The organism is Bacillus sp. RK1064 (genome assembly GCF_051488405.1).
Lineage (GTDB): Bacteria > Bacillota > Bacilli > Bacillales > Bacillaceae > Bacillus.
Genome location: NZ_JBPSCZ010000001.1, coordinates 1152484 through 1166656 on the forward strand (window position 1 = coordinate 1152484; position 14173 = coordinate 1166656).

At 42.3% G+C, this 14173-nt stretch carries 20 protein-coding genes and 1 riboswitch; of the genes, 9 read left to right on the forward strand and 11 right to left on the reverse strand.

Annotation, left to right across the window (positions count from 1 at the left end; genetic code table 11):
• Positions 1-39: 39 nt before the first annotated feature.
• Entirely contained in the window at positions 40-1218 is a 1179-nt protein-coding gene (gene metC / locus ACSSTM_RS06205) for a cystathionine beta-lyase (protein WP_034663166.1), read from the reverse strand.
• The gene (locus ACSSTM_RS06210; RefSeq protein ID WP_034663169.1) at positions 1215-2333 is read right to left on the reverse strand and encodes a methionine biosynthesis PLP-dependent protein; all 1119 of its coding nucleotides are present in this window, start codon (positions 2331-2333) and stop codon (positions 1215-1217) included. The genes metC and ACSSTM_RS06210 overlap by 4 nt, the downstream gene beginning before the upstream one ends.
• 78 nt (positions 2334-2411) lie before the next feature.
• Positions 2412-2533: riboswitch (SAM riboswitch) on the reverse strand.
• Positions 2534-2754: 221 nt separating this feature from the next.
• Between ACSSTM_RS06210 and ACSSTM_RS06215 the strand changes: the two genes are divergently transcribed.
• From ACSSTM_RS06215 to ACSSTM_RS06225, 3 genes are read left to right on the forward strand one after another with little or no spacing between them, the layout of a single operon-like run.
• The gene (locus ACSSTM_RS06215; RefSeq protein ID WP_034663170.1) at positions 2755-3495 is read left to right on the forward strand and encodes an alpha/beta hydrolase; all 741 of its coding nucleotides are present in this window, start codon (positions 2755-2757) and stop codon (positions 3493-3495) included.
• A 52-nt stretch (positions 3496-3547) separates the two neighbouring features.
• A complete protein-coding gene (locus tag ACSSTM_RS06220) occupies positions 3548-4063 on the forward strand; it encodes a YjcG family protein (protein WP_034663172.1) in 516 nt (171 codons plus the stop codon).
• Positions 4064-4069: 6 nt separating this feature from the next.
• On the forward strand, positions 4070-4504 hold the full coding sequence (locus ACSSTM_RS06225; RefSeq protein WP_034663175.1) for a GNAT family N-acetyltransferase: 435 nt from the start codon (positions 4070-4072) through the stop codon (positions 4502-4504).
• A 79-nt stretch (positions 4505-4583) separates the two neighbouring features.
• Here the strand turns inward: ACSSTM_RS06225 and ACSSTM_RS06230 are convergent, their stop codons facing one another.
• Positions 4584-4841: a hypothetical protein gene (locus tag ACSSTM_RS06230; RefSeq protein WP_034663177.1), complete on the reverse strand. Its 258-nt coding sequence runs from the start codon at positions 4839-4841 to the stop codon at positions 4584-4586.
• 126 nt (positions 4842-4967) lie between these two features.
• On the opposite strand from ACSSTM_RS06230, the gene ACSSTM_RS06235 reads away from it, so the two are divergent.
• Positions 4968-7280, forward strand: coding sequence for a UvrD-helicase domain-containing protein (locus tag ACSSTM_RS06235; protein WP_034663179.1), 2313 nt, complete (start codon positions 4968-4970; stop codon positions 7278-7280).
• Between the two features lie 16 nt (positions 7281-7296).
• Here ACSSTM_RS06235 and ACSSTM_RS06240 read toward each other — a convergent pair whose 3' ends face one another.
• The 5 genes from ACSSTM_RS06240 to ACSSTM_RS06260 form a co-directional block, all read right to left on the reverse strand.
• On the reverse strand, positions 7297-7554 hold the full coding sequence (locus ACSSTM_RS06240) for a stage VI sporulation protein F (protein ID WP_003212292.1): 258 nt from the start codon (positions 7552-7554) through the stop codon (positions 7297-7299).
• Positions 7555-7692: 138 nt separating this feature from the next.
• A complete protein-coding gene (locus ACSSTM_RS06245) occupies positions 7693-7830 on the reverse strand; it encodes a YjcZ family sporulation protein (protein WP_003212017.1) in 138 nt (45 codons plus the stop codon).
• 84 nt (positions 7831-7914) lie between these two features.
• On the reverse strand, positions 7915-8136 hold the full coding sequence (locus ACSSTM_RS06250; RefSeq protein ID WP_060596024.1) for a hypothetical protein: 222 nt from the start codon (positions 8134-8136) through the stop codon (positions 7915-7917).
• Between the two features lie 86 nt (positions 8137-8222).
• The gene (locus ACSSTM_RS06255; protein WP_258182060.1) at positions 8223-8351 is read right to left on the reverse strand and encodes a hypothetical protein; all 129 of its coding nucleotides are present in this window, start codon (positions 8349-8351) and stop codon (positions 8223-8225) included.
• A gap of 71 nt (positions 8352-8422) precedes the next feature.
• Positions 8423-8773 (reverse strand): DUF1360 domain-containing protein, encoded by a 351-nt coding sequence (locus ACSSTM_RS06260; protein ID WP_034663889.1) that lies wholly within the window; start codon positions 8771-8773, stop codon positions 8423-8425.
• Positions 8774-8950: 177 nt separating this feature from the next.
• Here ACSSTM_RS06260 and ACSSTM_RS06265 point away from each other — a divergent pair, with 177 nt between their 5' ends.
• From ACSSTM_RS06265 to ACSSTM_RS06285, 5 genes are all read left to right on the forward strand, one after another.
• Complete coding sequence (locus ACSSTM_RS06265) at positions 8951-9337, forward strand: spore coat protein (protein ID WP_034663185.1); 387 nt, start codon at positions 8951-8953, stop codon at positions 9335-9337.
• A gap of 43 nt (positions 9338-9380) precedes the next feature.
• A complete protein-coding gene (locus ACSSTM_RS06270) occupies positions 9381-9716 on the forward strand; it encodes a hypothetical protein (protein ID WP_034663892.1) in 336 nt (111 codons plus the stop codon).
• Positions 9717-9804: 88 nt separating this feature from the next.
• Entirely contained in the window at positions 9805-10302 is a 498-nt protein-coding gene (locus tag ACSSTM_RS06275) for a spore coat protein (RefSeq protein ID WP_034663188.1), read from the forward strand.
• Positions 10303-10448: 146 nt separating this feature from the next.
• The gene (locus tag ACSSTM_RS06280) at positions 10449-10940 is read left to right on the forward strand and encodes a CotY/CotZ family spore coat protein (protein ID WP_034663191.1); all 492 of its coding nucleotides are present in this window, start codon (positions 10449-10451) and stop codon (positions 10938-10940) included.
• A gap of 206 nt (positions 10941-11146) precedes the next feature.
• On the forward strand, positions 11147-11590 hold the full coding sequence (locus ACSSTM_RS06285; protein WP_034663193.1) for a CotY/CotZ family spore coat protein: 444 nt from the start codon (positions 11147-11149) through the stop codon (positions 11588-11590).
• A 35-nt stretch (positions 11591-11625) separates the two neighbouring features.
• Here the strand turns inward: ACSSTM_RS06285 and ACSSTM_RS06290 are convergent, their stop codons facing one another.
• The 3 genes from ACSSTM_RS06290 to thiD form a co-directional block, all read right to left on the reverse strand.
• Positions 11626-12312 (reverse strand): CotO family spore coat protein, encoded by a 687-nt coding sequence (locus ACSSTM_RS06290; protein WP_034663195.1) that lies wholly within the window; start codon positions 12310-12312, stop codon positions 11626-11628.
• Between the two features lie 113 nt (positions 12313-12425).
• The gene (fabI, locus tag ACSSTM_RS06295) at positions 12426-13202 is read right to left on the reverse strand and encodes an enoyl-ACP reductase FabI (RefSeq protein ID WP_034663198.1); all 777 of its coding nucleotides are present in this window, start codon (positions 13200-13202) and stop codon (positions 12426-12428) included.
• 150 nt (positions 13203-13352) lie between these two features.
• Positions 13353-14159: a bifunctional hydroxymethylpyrimidine kinase/phosphomethylpyrimidine kinase gene (gene thiD, locus ACSSTM_RS06300; protein ID WP_034663200.1), complete on the reverse strand. Its 807-nt coding sequence runs from the start codon at positions 14157-14159 to the stop codon at positions 13353-13355.
• Between the last annotated feature and the right edge of the window lie 14 nt (positions 14160-14173).

Below are 14173 nucleotides of genomic sequence, written 5' to 3' on the forward strand. Positions count from 1 at the left end.
GTCAAAAAGCCGGCAGATGGACCGGCTTTTTTCTCTCTTTTATGATTGGTTTACAAGAACAGGCTTAAGTTGATCTAGTGCTTGTTTGAAGTCGCGTTTGAGGTCTTCTCCGTTTTCGACCCCTACACTTAATCGAAGCAGGCCGTCCGTAATCCCTCTTTTTTCTCTTTCTTCTTTTGGCATAGCAGCATGTGACATTTTGGCTGGGTATGACAGAATGGATTCGACGGCGCCAAGGCTGACGGCGAATACAGGTAATGTGACAGCATCCACCAATTCTTTGACAGCTGCTTGGTTTTCTAATTCAAATGAAAGAACAGCTCCTGCTCCGCTTGCCTGCTTTCGCTGAATGTCCGCCCCTGGATGGTCATCTAAGCCTGGATAGTACACTTTTTTCACCGCAGGATGCTCTTTGAGAAATGAGGCCAGTTCGAAGGCCGTTTGGCTTGCTTTTTCTAATCTGACCTGAAGGGTTTTTAACCCTCTTAACACGAGCCAGCAATCCTGCACGCCAAGCACCGCACCGAAGGAGTTTTGCAGCGAATAGAGTTCTTCTCCCAGCTTCTCGTCTTTCACGACAGCTAAGCCTGACAGTACATCACTGTGACCGCTCAAAAATTTCGTTGCGCTGTGCAGGACTACGTCAACGCCAAGGTCCAGCGGACGCTGAAGAGCAGGTGTTAAAAATGTATTATCTAAGAATGTCAGACAGTCATGTTCTTTGGCAAGCTGGACGACGCCCCCAATATCCGTAATACCTAGAGTCGGGTTGGACGGTGTTTCCATGTAAATGACCTTTGTATTTGATTGAATGCCTCTTTTGACTTCATTCAAATCGGTCATGTCCACAAAGGTATGCTCGATGCCAAATCGCGAAAGAACTTGGGTGATCATTCGAAATGTACCACCGTACACATCTCTTGTGACAAGGACATGATCTCCCTTTGATAATAGTAGAAAAGCAGTTGAAATGGCTGCCATGCCTGATGCAAAAGCAAGCCCTCTTGTTCCTCCTTCTAGCGCCGCAATCGTATCCTCTAACGCTTGACGTGTAGGAGTCCCCGATCTTGAGTAGTCATATTGGCCAAAATCATCGAAGCTGCTTTGATGAAAGGTGGATGCATGCTGAATTGGCACACTGACTGCACCTGTTGAACGATCTGTTTTGAATGCATTATGAACGAGTTGGGTTTCGAGTGTCCAATCGTGTGTGGTCATTTGGCGTGTACCTCCTCTTTTACTTGTGATAGTGCCTGTTTCAGGTCTACTTTCAGGTCATCTACGTGCTCAATGCCAACGGAGAAACGGAGCAGTTTGTTACAAACGCCATTTGCAATGCGAATCTCCTCTGGGATATCCATATGCGTTTGCGTTGCAGGATACGTAATAAAGCTTTCGATTCCGCCAAGACTTTCAGCAAAACAGATCGTTTTCAGCTGCTTCAAAAATGGATTGACCCAGTCCTCCTTGGCTACACGGAATGACAGCATTCCTCCCTTGCCTGGGTAAAGGACATCTTGAATTTCTGGCTGTTTCTTTAAAAACTCTGCCAGCTCCTTCGCATTTGCCTCGTGCTGGCGCATTCTAAGAGCCAGTGTTTTCATTCCTCTCATTAAAAGCCATGAGTCAAACGGAGATAAAACGGCTCCAATTGCGTTTTGATGCTGGAACATGTCTTCAGACAGCTGCTCTCCTTTTGTCACCACAAGACCGGCAAGGACGTCATTGTGTCCGCCTAAATATTTGGTTGCGCTATGGATAACAATGTCCGCTCCAAACGTAATCGGCTTTTGCAAAACGGGTGTGTAAAAGGTGTTATCGACAATGACCAAAGCGCCGTGTTCTTTTGCAATCTTCGCTATTTTTTGAATATCCGCTTCCTGCATAAGTGGATTTGTCGGCGTTTCAATAAAGACCGCTTTTGTGTTTGGCGTGATTTTAGAACGTAAACAGTCTTCATCTGAAAAATCATCGTAAAGAAAACGTAAGCCGTACTTTTTCCATTCGTTTTCAAACAAACGGTATGTACCGCCATATAGGTCTGATGAGACGATGAGTTCATCTCCGCTTTCAAATAATGCCATGATCGTTTGGATCGCAGCCATTCCCGAACTGAAGGCAAAGCCGGCCGTCCCTTCTTCGAGTGAAGCAATCGCATCCTCTACAAGCTGCCTTGTTGGGTTTTTCGTTCGAATGTAATCAAATCCGGTTGATTCCCCTATGCCTCTATGTCTGTATGCTGTTGAGAGATAAACGGGGGGACTGACCGTGCCAGTCGCCTCTTCGCTGCGGTTTCCAATTTGCGCTAATGTCGTTTCCACATGTTCTGTCATTTGACACCATCCTAAGTAAAAATCTGATTTCAAAACAGAAAACCCCTTCTTCATAAGAAGAAGGGGTTTAATCGCTTCCTCTTATCTTCCAAGCAAAAAAGCTGCTTGCTGGATTTAGCACCTTGGTACATCACATGAAGTGATGCATACCGGTTGCTGAGGTTTCAAAGGGCCAGTCCCTCCACCTCTCACGATAAGAATGTGTTGTCTGTCTGTTCTAATTCTTAATACTGTAACGCATTAAATCTCATTTTTCAAGAGGAATCGGACCAATTAATTAAAATTTTCTGTATTTTATAACAGATTCGATGTCAACTGAATGGATTGCATGTTAGCATATAGGAACAACGCTGTTTTTCATGTTACAATGAATGGAAACGTTTCACTTTGTGATGAAATTGGTTAGCTGGAGGAATGGATTATGGTGAAGAAAACAGGCATTATTCAAGAAGAAACCTTACATTCAAAAGAACTTGGGGCGGATATGACCCTTTTGATCTATTTACCAGTCAATTACTCCCCCCTTTATACATATCATGTCATCATTGCCCAAGATGGTCATGATTATTTCCGCTTAGGCAAAATAGGCAGACAGGCGGAAGAATTGATGCAAAACAAAGAAATGGAACGCTCGATTATCATTGGTGTCCCTTATGAAAATGTCTCGGAAAGACGGAATACGTATCATCCAGATGGCACAAAGTTTGAAGCATATAAACGCTTTTTAGCAAATGAACTTGTCCCTTATATTGATACGCACTATCCAACCTATCAAATTGGATCAGGACGCACGTTTATTGGTGATTCGCTAGGTGCTACGATTTCTCTTATGACAGCGATTGATTATCCTTCTTTATTTGGCGGGCTGATTTTGCAGTCTCCTTACGTTGATGATTCAGTCCTAGAAGCCGTTAAACAGTCGACAGCCCTTTCTCCTTATGCCATTATCCATCAAATTGGGGTGGAAGAAACGGCTGTGAAAACGACAGATGGCCAAGTGCTTGATTTTATTCAGCCGAACGAAGATTTAAAAGCCCTTCTTGAACAGTCAGGTGCGGATTATTTATTTGAGACATTCGAAGGGGATCATAAATGGACGTTTTGGCAGCCGCTCATTGCGCCTTCGTTAAAAAGAATGCTCCCATATTCGTTAATCAACTGAATTTTGTTATAATAAACAATAATAAATACTTTCTTAATCAGGAGGGAACACGATGAAATACGGAGTTGTTATATTTCCATCAAAAAAATTGCAAGATATTGCGAACTCTTACCGGAAGCGTTATGATCCGAACTATGCACTTATACCGCCTCATTTAACATTAAGAACACCTTTTGAATTAACGGATCTAGAAGCGGCTGAGGTCGTCTCAACGTTAAGAGAGTATGCAAAAAATGCTTCTCCTATTACGTTACGTATTAAAAAATTCAGTTCATTCGCTCCTGTAAACAACGTCATTTATATGAAAGTAGAACCGAACGAGGAAATCATGGCGCTCAATGAAAGGTTGTACGCAGATCCACTTGCTGGCACACCTGAATATGCTTTTGTTCCGCATGTGACAGTAGCTCAAAAACTATCAGATGATGAGCATTCAGACGTACTTGGTACATTAAAGCTGAGAAAGATTGACCATGAAGAAACCGTGGATCGCTTCCACCTTTTATATCAGTTAGAGAACGGATCTTGGACCGTCTATGAAACATTTATTTTAGGAGAAGAGGGTTAAAGACATTTGAAAACAGTCATCGCAACAGCACAAATACAACGAGAAGATGCATACTACGTTCGAAAAGAAGTGTTCGTAAAAGAACAAGAAGTCCCGTTAGAGATTGAAATAGATGAACTAGAGGACGAGGCCATTCATTTTGTCATTTATAATGATGAAATGAAGCCTCAGGCAGCCGCTAGACTGCGGATCATTGAAGGACCAAAGGCAAAGCTGGAACGAATTTGTGTGTTAAAAGAGGCGCGCGCTTTCGGCCTTGGCCACAAACTATTAGAAGCGCTGGAAACAGAAGCCATTGCTAATGGAGCGAAGGAAGCGGTTATGCACGCACAAGTCCAAGCTCTTCCTTTCTACGAAAAGAAAGGCTACAAAGCCGTTTCTGAACCGTTTGAAGAAGCAGGGATCACACATGTCAAAATGACAAAAACACTATCTGTTTGACCAAAAGAAAAAGCGAGAGCATCCATGATGCCCTCGCTTTTCTTTATCATCGTTCGTCAAGGGAAGAAAGCGTAATCATTTATATATACGCATTAATATGAACGCCTTTGCCTTCTTCCATAAACATATCTCGTACAAAGCGTTCCCGCTTTTTTTGCTGGACTTTCGTTTCTGCTTCTGTCACTAAGTCCTCTTTTTTCTCCAGCTCTCTGTATACCTTGTCATGAAAGGTGCGAGTAACCTTTGTTACTTTCGCGTAGTCTTCTTTATCCTGAGGAGCAGGACGATTGATATATTGAAAATACAGATCCGGCTGAATCGGGGCTATATATCCCATCAAGAACGCCTCCTTTGCTTCTCTTCTACTCTACTATTCCCTAATTATGACTGTTTGAAACACGTCTCATTTGATATGATTAGATGTGTTTCTTTTTAAGATTGATTAACTATTGGAGGACTAGCTTTGAAATGCGCACGACGACATGATCGAACGATCTCATTACATACGTATTCGAGAGAACATTATCAATTCCTCCATGACGAGGGAAAAAAAGGGCACTTATCCTGCCCATATTGCGGACAACCAGTCTTTTTCAGATTAAATATACATGAAGAACCTGCCTTTATTCATAAACATATGACTCAGCAAGAGATGTGTGAACAAGCAGAAGAACAAGAAGATCAGAAAAAAAATGCAGAGCAAGAGGAAAGTGCTTCCTATAAAGAACTTGGGGGCTTCCGTTTTCCAACAGGTAAACAAATCATCTCGCAAACGAATGAATCATATGACTGGCAGGAACCAAGGTCGATTCAATTTAGCGATGCGTTACATTTAGAAGAGAATGAACAAGCACATACCATCGATCTCTTTCCGCATATTACCTTTAGCACACCGCAGCTTCAAGCTGTCACACATAAAGACGGTCCGATGCTTGTGCTGGCTGGCGCTGGCAGCGGGAAAACAAGAGTCCTGACAGCAAGAGCGGCATATCTCATGTCACATCATCATATTCCTGCTCACCATATCTTACTCGTGACTTTCACCACAAAAGCCAGCAGTGAAATGAAAGAAAGACTGCGCAAGCAATACCAGCTGCACCCATCACAAGCAAGCCAAGTGGTGACAGGCACCTTCCACAGTCTTTTTTATAAAATGCTGCTTCACGATGACGCAAGCAAATGGAACGGCCAGCACCTGATCAAGTTTGACTGGCAGAAGGAACAGTACATTCGAAAAGCCATCATGAATGAAGGACTTGATGAAAAAGACTACCCTACCGATCAAGTACTGCAATCGATCGGCTTTTGGAAAAATGCTTTTTTACCAGGCGAGCTTCCTGATTTGAAAGATGAAAAGGAAAAGCATATGTGGACGATTTATCAATCTTATGAACAACAAAAACGCGACAATCAGCAATTTGACTTTGATGACATGGCGATTGCCTGCTTGCACATGCTGACAGAACAGCCTGAACTGCTGAAACGATATCAAGAACGGTTCAAGTATATTTTAGTGGATGAATTTCAGGATATTAATCCAGTTCAATATCAATTGATTCAGCTTTTAGCTGGAGAATCTGAGCAGCTATTTTGTGTAGGTGATGATGATCAAGCCATTTATGCCTTTAGGGGCAGCAATCCTGCTTTCATTCTTGAATTCAAACGTGACTATCCTTCGGCTCAAATCGTCCATTTACATGCGAATTACCGGTCGCATCATACGATTGTCGCAAGTGCGGATGCCATTATTAAGAAAAATCAGCATCGTTATGAAAAAACGTTAAAAGCCGTCCGTGCGGAGACAATCCCGCCTACGCTCTTTTATCCATATGACGAGGAAGAGGAAGCGACCATGATCGTGGCAGATATTCAGGAGAAAATTAAAAACGGCACAAAGCCGAATGATATCTGCGTGCTCTTTCGCACCAATACAGGAGGCCGCGCGATTTATGAGCGTCTGCATCAATCCGCGATTCCGTATGAGACGGAGGCTGGTGTCAAAGCCTTCTACAGCAGACGAATTGTTCGGGTTCTTCTCGCCTTTCTCTCTTTAAGTCAGGATGCCGATGATGTGGCTGCTATGAAACAGCTGCTTCCGGTTTTCTTTTTAAAGCAGCAGACCTTGAACACGATGAAGGCATCGACCATCACGGAAGATTGTTCAATGGTAGACGCACTCGGAAAACTAACAGATATTCAGCCGTTTCAACGGAAAAAGCTGCAATCCATTGTTCCTCTGTTCCGCACGTTACGAACGTTAAAGCCGTCTGACGCTGTGGCGTTTATTGAACAAAAGATGGGACTTGGTGATTACTTAAAAAAACGAGTGAACGATACGAATGTGCTTGAAAAAGGGGCGGATGATGTACGAGATGTAAAAACCGCCGCCAAACGCTTTGAAACGATTGAAGCCTTTCTCGCACATGCCGAACATATGAAATCTGCCGAAAAGGAAAAAACAGATGAACCAGGTGTTCAGCTCATGACGATTCACCGCGCAAAGGGACTTGAATTCCAAACGGTGTACATCACTTGCGTGGTCGACGGAGCACTGCCTCATGATTTCTCACTCGATGAACTAAGAAACGGTGATGAAGAAGCCCTAGAAGAAGAACGCCGTTTATTATACGTGGCCATGACAAGAGCTGAACAATCTCTTTATCTATCTGTTCCATCATTTAGACGTGGAAAAACCGCTCATCGCTCGCGCTTTTTGTATCCCCTACTAAAGAAAAACCGAGAATTATTCACAGAAAAACAACAGGCCCCCCTTTAAGCGGAGGACCTGTTGTTTATTTTTTGTTGTTCATCATTTTAGCGATTGTATTGAAATCAAGCTTTTCTTTTCCACTTGTAATCGATTGAACGATTTTGTCTTCCATTTCTTTAGGTACACGCTTATTCGCAAGCTGCGCTACTTTTTTAATGACGCCTCGAACCGTTGCTTCATCTTTAAAGTTGGCATTTTGCAAAGAACCTGCAAGCTTAAAAACATCATTCATATTCACACCCGTTTTATTTTCAACGCTTTTAAAGAATTTATTATCCATTCATTTGCCTCCTCTTTGTGGAGTAATCACCTTACTATATGAAAATAGGCGAGATATGTGCCTATCCTAAAGCCTTGTTTGCCCAAAGAGAAAGGAAAGCAAAAGGCTCCCCCATTGCTTCCCTCACCTTCTTACTGTTTAGTTAAAGAAAGAAGCACCAACGATGATTAGAAGGATGAAAAGCACGACGACAAGAACAAATGTTGATCCATATCCGCCGCCATAACCTCCGCCGTAGCCGCCGCAAGAACCGCCACCGTAACCGTAACAACTCATATATAAGCACCTCCTCTTCTCCCTTACAAAATATGAAAAATACTACAAATGGTTTGGACGATCACATAAAAAAGTGCGGAATTTTTATTTCTGCTGTTTAAAGACGTAATCTGCCTCTCCATGACGCATCATGAATGCTTCTGTTTCTTTCGCAAAAGCATCCATCTTCTCGCCAAATACCTTTAAGTGCTGCTCAAGATCATTCGCTTTATCCGCTAGATCCATTTCACCCTTTTCGTGCGCTTGTTCTTTTCCATCATGAGGTTTAGTGAACAAGGAGCCGATTAATTGTTCGAATGCATCCATTCTGGTCACCCCTTCTCTCTTACATATGCATCACTCAAAAAAAGGGCAACAAAAAAACCGGATAAATCCGGCTTTTGTTTTTTGTTCTATTGAGGTTTCTTTTTCTTTCCACAGCCGCAATCTGCTTTTTTGATTTTCTTCGTATAAACAGATTGTTGATTTGACTGCGCTGGATAACCTTGAAGCATATGTGACGGTGTTTCAGTTGGTTTCATCGCAACCCTTCCTTTCCTATTCCATGATAGTATATGCATTTTTTGAAAGCGTGTCTGATCAGTATGCCTGTTTATTTCACCAGCTTTGAGACGATCGCTTCAATAATGCCTGCTGCTGCGGCAATTGCTAATAGTAAATTAAGCCACATGCTAAAGACAGGAAATAGTATGTATATCAGAAGTAAAGCAGCAGTGCACCACATGCCAGTACACCAATAACAGCTTAACAGCTCTCCTACCCAAGACCGCAGCCCTTTACCTTTAATGATGATATATGTCTCCACTTCACCTTGTTCATTGACCTCTTCCTGTTCTTCATGAAATAAACGGCGGAAAGGAGCAGTAATGGTATCAAACACAATCAGCCTCGTCAGTCTAAAGGATGCGAGGGCAAACACGACAAATGACAAAGCACCGCTCAGGAGCCTCCACCTCCTTCTTTCTTCTTTTTTGCGTCCTTTCTTTATATATGCAAAAAGAAAGACCGCCATGATGAATCGAGCGGAAATAAAATTGGGTTGTACTTTTTCACGCTTTCCGATTCCACCTTGAGCCTCTGCTGCATTAAATAATGTATAGATAAGAAAGGAGTGAAAGTATTGTCTATTGAAGAAAGTGCTGATTTATTATACACACAACTGTTAAACGAATTAATCAGCAATTATGATGATTTCATTGAGATCAAAGATTCCGAAAATGTCACAATTCATAAAACAGATGTAACAGCTGCACTCTCCCTTCAAGCGACCGTAACGACAATCATTACTCTTTTAATTCAACTTCTTGTACCAGACGATGAATTGGCTGCAGACATCACAGATCAGCTTTTATCCACACAACAAGTGACAGTCCAAAAGAAAACTGTGATTCAAATCATCAACTGCTATAACATTACGATTACATTATCAGATGCATCCATTATGAACTCCGTCCAAATTCTCACTCAAACATTGAATGTACTCTTAGTTGAAGCCGGCATTCTTTGACCCTTTCTTTTCTAACATGACGTATGAAAGAGGTGAAATCATCGTGGCTGAAGAGAACGAAAAAAAGGAGTTTCAAATCAATACTGATGTTGATCCATTAACGAGTCTTCTTGTAAGTGATGTGTTAAACAAAAACAATATCACAGATGATCAGAAAGCAAATATCTCAGATGATCAAAGAAGAATGATTTTGAAATTAGTCGAGGACTTACAAAAGAAAGCAAATGATTTCGTAGAACAGCAGCAGGAGAAAAAAAGGCAGGCTGAGGCAGCAAAACATGCGGAAGAAGTACAGCCTGAACCAAAAGTACGTCCAAAACGAAATTCACTTCGAGATCGTATTCAGCAGCGCCGTGATGCGCAGCGTAATAACGATTAAATAAAAATGGGTTGCCTCCTAGGGTAAATGCCCGAGACAAAACCACGCATTCCAGCATTTAATAAAGTAAACGGAAGGAGGAATAGAAATGGATTCTAAACCATATTCTTGGGTCGCTCTAGATCGTAACTGTACACACCACGGACACCACGGACACCACGGCGATTACAACTATGAAAGAAAAGCAGTTTGTGATGGCCACTATTATGATGATGAAGATGTCTTGCAAGACTTTGATCAATTGAGTTTTACAAAGCAGACATCTGAGGAAGTCATTATCGTCAGAGACTCTTGTGACATTAACGTCTCTTCTGTTGATGCACAGGTTGCAGCATCTATCCAAGTAGCTGTTCAAACAGCGATCATCACCATTACAAATATCTCAATCGCAGACGGTGATCTGGCTGACCGCGTCACACAAGATCTTTTACAAGCCGCTACTCACAAACAAACAAACCGCCAGAAACTTGTCATCGAAAACTCTAGAAACGTTACAGTATCGACAATCGATGCGGATATCTCGATCGCGATTCAAACACTTACTCAAACACTTGTTGCGACAATCGTTGCAATTGGTATCCTCTAATGTCCAAAAGCAGAGCGAAAAGCTCTGCTTTTCCTTTTATAAAAATACAACAAATATAAATAGTCATTTACCCACACCAACTAGAGGGCGCATACATATGTTGTTAAGGACTAAAGTCAAATACCTTGTTAAAGGAGCTGAAATCCATGAGCTGCGGAAAACACCATGGCCGACATGATGAAAACTGTGTATGCGATGCGGTTGATAAGATTTTAGCAGAGCAGGAAGCTGTAGAAGATAAGTGTCCTACGAGCTGCTACAGTAATTTATTAAGCCCGACAGTTTCTGGAAAAGATACAATTCCGTTTTTAATTTTTGATAAAAAGGGCGGATTGTTTTCTACTTTCGGAAACATTGGAGGATTTGTTGACGATTGCCAATGCTTCGAATCCATTTTCTTCCGGGTTGAAAAATTACACGACTGCTGTGCTACGTTATCTGTATTAAGACCTGTTGATGTACACGGACATACGCTAAGCGTGTGTCACCCTTGTGACCCTGACTTCTTTGGTCTAGAAAAAACGGACTTTTGTATTGAGGTTGATCTAAACTGCTTCTGCGCGATCCAATGTTTAAACCCAGAGCTTGTCGACAGAGTCATGCCATCGAAAGATAAAAAGCATCATCACCACGGCTAAACCAATCGTCCGTTGACCTAACTTGTCATGAGTCAAAGCATCCCCTTCCTTACGAATGACAGCCAATCATGCGGAGCAGTCAGCATAAGAGCTGCCGCTTCCGCATTGATTGAAAGTAGAAGTATCAACTGGCAAAACAAAAAAGCTTGTAGATGATGACAGTGCTCAAACACTCAAACAAATTTCCTAGTATAGGAGGGTTGAATATGAGCCGCAAACATTCATGGAGCTGTGTAGCAGAGGCTGTTGAAAATATTAACGACTTACAAAGTGCCGTCGAAGAAGATTGCCCGACCAGCTGTTACAGCAATCTCCTTTCTACATCCCATTCATTAGGTGACACTGTCCCGTTTGTTCTCTTTACATCCAAATCAAAACCATTCGTCGCATTCGGAAACGTCGGAGAAGTAGATGCAGGTCCTTGCTTCAGCACTGCATTTTTCAGAGTCGAACACATCTGTGATCACTGCGCAACACTCAGCTTGCTTATTGCATTTGACAAAGACCGTCATATTTTAGATTTTACAGATAAAGATTCCTTATGTGATGTGTTCCGATTAGAAAAATCGAAGTATTGCATTGAAGTAGATCTTGACTGCTTCTGCGCAATCGAGTGCTTAAATCCACGACTCATCAACCGTAACTGCTAACAAAAAAAGTCCCTCTATGGGACTTTTTTTATTCGTTAAAAGCCAAGCGGATGAATCGAGGAAATTTCATCTATTGCTAATTCAACTGGATTTCCCCCGCCCGCTGTTCGAATGACCACTAGATCTTCTTTTCGATCCATGATAATCCCTCTATATGTTTTACCATCAGCTTCAATCAGGCAAAGGGCTCTTGGCATATTATGAGGCAGGCTTGTGAGAAAATCGACTTTTTCGTCAATACTCATCTGACTTAAAGGCTTTTTCACTCGTTTTCTTCTACGTTCTTCTTTTGTTTCATGAAATACACCTTCTGGCGGCTTTTCCTCTTCTCGCTGGGGTTTTCGTTCTTGTATAAGTTCTGGTTCTTGTGTGATGTCTTGTTCTTGTGTAAGCTCTGCTTCTTGCGTGATGTCTTGTTCTTGTGTAAGCTCTGCTTCTTGTGTGAAGTCTTGTTCTTGTGCAAGTTCTGCTTCTTGCATCATGTCTTGTTCTTGCTGAAGTTCAGGCGGCCCGACTTCTTTTTTCTTCTCTATTTCTTGAGCCACGGGTTCCTCGTGCGTGCTTTCTTCGATCACGTCTTTTGCACTCTGATGACTTTCTTGCGGTTTTTCTGATTTCTTTCGTTTTCTCACGATATTTTGCATGGCCGGCATTGATTCATCATAGCTCGGCTGAACAATATACATAAGCGGCTTCTGGTTCTCATCACCTTTATTTGACATACTAATCCCTCCCGAATGATTCATTCCTTATATATATGAGCGGATGTCTCAAATCAGAAGAAAAATAAAAAAACAGCATACCATCTTTGGTATGCTGCAAGTCAATAATTCGTTTAGCGGGCAATGATATGGAAGCCAGAATCAACATGCAGATTCTCACCTGTCATGCCGCGTGATAGATCACTGAATAAGAATAGAGCTGTATCGCCAACTTCTTCAGGAGTCGTTGTACGGCGAAGCGGTGCACGTTCTTCAATATCCTTCAGGATTGTATTAAAGCCGCTGATGCCTTTTGCAGACAGCGTACGAATTGGACCAGCAGAAATACTGTTCACACGGATACCTTCTGCGCCTAAATCAGCTGCTAAGTATTTCACACTTGCTTCAAGTGCTGCTTTCGCTACACCCATTACGTTGTAGTTAGATACCACACGCTCTCCGCCTAGGTATGTAAGCGTGACGATGCTTCCACCTTCTGTCATCAATGGACGTGCTGCTTTTGCTACAGCTGTTAATGAGTATGCACTAATGTTGTGCGCCAAAAGGAAACCTTCACGGTTCGTGTTTAAGTATTCACCGACAAGCTCTTCCTTGTTTGCAAATGCAATCGCATGCGCAACGCCATGAATGACTTGTACTTTTTCTTTAATTGTAGCGAAACATTTTTCAATCTCTTCGTCACTTGTCACGTCACATGGAAGAATGATTGAATCATTGCGCTCAAGTGTGCTTGCAAGTTCTTTTACAGATTCAGCAAGACGATCTCCAACATAAGTAAAAATCAAACGAGCTCCAGCTTCGTGAAGTGAGCGGGCAATTCCCCAAGCGATGCTTCGTTTATTGGCAACACCCATCACCACGATATTACGGCCTTCTAAAGAAAAGTTCATATGTAATAAAGCCTCCTATTTTTTCAAGACATAGTATTAGTACCTGATCATAATATTATCACAGATCATGAGAGAATGACAATTTCCGCTGAAAGAAAGTTTCTTTTTCATCAAAAAACCGTCCTCGCAAGTGAAGACGGTTCGATTCTCTTATCGTTTGAGCCTGTTTTGCTGATAAGCAAAATGATTGGTAGGTCCATGTCCAGCGCCAATATTCAAAGGGAATTTGATGGCTTCATGGACAAAGGTTTCTGCTGTTTCAAAAGCCTCTCTCATGGAGTATCCTTTCGCAATTTCAGCTGTTAATGCCGCTGCAAACGTGCAGCCTGTGCCATGTGTATGTGGGGTATCAATATGTTCGTTTGTGACTTCTATAAAGCCTTTTCCATCATACAACAGATCTGTTATCATACCGCCAGAGGGGCCGTGTCCCCCTTTGATCACGACATGTTTCGTACCAAGCTCATATAGACGTTCCGCTGCTAGATAGCGATCCTCTTTTGTCTGAATGCGCATGCCTGTCAGCACTTCTGCCTCAGGAAGATTCGGCGTTACGGCATAGCTGACAGGCAGCAAGTGTGTTTTCAACGCAGAGACCGCATCTTCATTTAATAAAGAAGCCCCTCCCTTTGCGATCATGACTGGATCGACAATCAGCTTCATCTCATATTGAACCGTTTTTTCAGCAACCGTATTGATCATTTCGGCACTCCACAGCATTCCTGTTTTGACGGCATCTGGCCGTAAATCTTCTGCCACTGCATCTATTTGGCGCTCTAACGCCTCGATTGAAAGTGGATATATCCCGTGAACGCCAAGTGTGTTTTGCGCTGTAATCGCTGTAATCGCAGACATTCCATATACACCGAGCTCCTGAAAGGTTTTCAAATCTGCCTGAATGCCAGCTCCGCCGCCAGAATCAGAACCCGCGATGGTGAATGCTTTTTTGATCGTCATTTCATCACACCTCT

Excerpts from the sequence above, each read along its gene's own strand:
- ACSSTM_RS06210 (WP_034663169.1), bottom strand. The coding sequence starts at position 2,333 with ATGACAGAACATGTGGAAACGACATTAGCGCAAATTGGAAACCGCAGC.
- fabI (WP_034663198.1), bottom strand. The coding sequence starts at position 13,202 with ATGAACTTTTCTTTAGAAGGCCGTAATATCGTGGTGATGGGTGTTGCC.
- ACSSTM_RS06290 (WP_034663195.1), bottom strand. The coding sequence starts at position 12,312 with ATGTCAAATAAAGGTGATGAGAACCAGAAGCCGCTTATGTATATTGTT.
- ACSSTM_RS06245 (WP_003212017.1), bottom strand. The coding sequence starts at position 7,830 with ATGAGTTGTTACGGTTACGGTGGCGGTTCTTGCGGCGGCTACGGCGGA.
- ACSSTM_RS06220 (WP_034663172.1), top strand. The coding sequence starts at position 3,548 with ATGAAATACGGAGTTGTTATATTTCCATCAAAAAAATTGCAAGATATT.
- ACSSTM_RS06240 (WP_003212292.1), bottom strand. The coding sequence starts at position 7,554 with ATGGATAATAAATTCTTTAAAAGCGTTGAAAATAAAACGGGTGTGAAT.
- ACSSTM_RS06275 (WP_034663188.1), top strand. The coding sequence starts at position 9,805 with ATGGATTCTAAACCATATTCTTGGGTCGCTCTAGATCGTAACTGTACA.
- ACSSTM_RS06280 (WP_034663191.1), top strand. The coding sequence starts at position 10,449 with ATGAGCTGCGGAAAACACCATGGCCGACATGATGAAAACTGTGTATGC.
- thiD (WP_034663200.1), bottom strand. The coding sequence starts at position 14,159 with ATGACGATCAAAAAAGCATTCACCATCGCGGGTTCTGATTCTGGCGGC.
- ACSSTM_RS06250 (WP_060596024.1), bottom strand. The coding sequence starts at position 8,136 with ATGGATGCATTCGAACAATTAATCGGCTCCTTGTTCACTAAACCTCAT.
- ACSSTM_RS06230 (WP_034663177.1), bottom strand. The coding sequence starts at position 4,841 with ATGGGATATATAGCCCCGATTCAGCCGGATCTGTATTTTCAATATATC.
- ACSSTM_RS06285 (WP_034663193.1), top strand. The coding sequence starts at position 11,147 with ATGAGCCGCAAACATTCATGGAGCTGTGTAGCAGAGGCTGTTGAAAAT.
- ACSSTM_RS06215 (WP_034663170.1), top strand. The coding sequence starts at position 2,755 with ATGGTGAAGAAAACAGGCATTATTCAAGAAGAAACCTTACATTCAAAA.
- ACSSTM_RS06255 (WP_258182060.1), bottom strand. The coding sequence starts at position 8,351 with ATGAAACCAACTGAAACACCGTCACATATGCTTCAAGGTTATCCAGCG.
- metC (WP_034663166.1), bottom strand. The coding sequence starts at position 1,218 with ATGACCACACACGATTGGACACTCGAAACCCAACTCGTTCATAATGCA.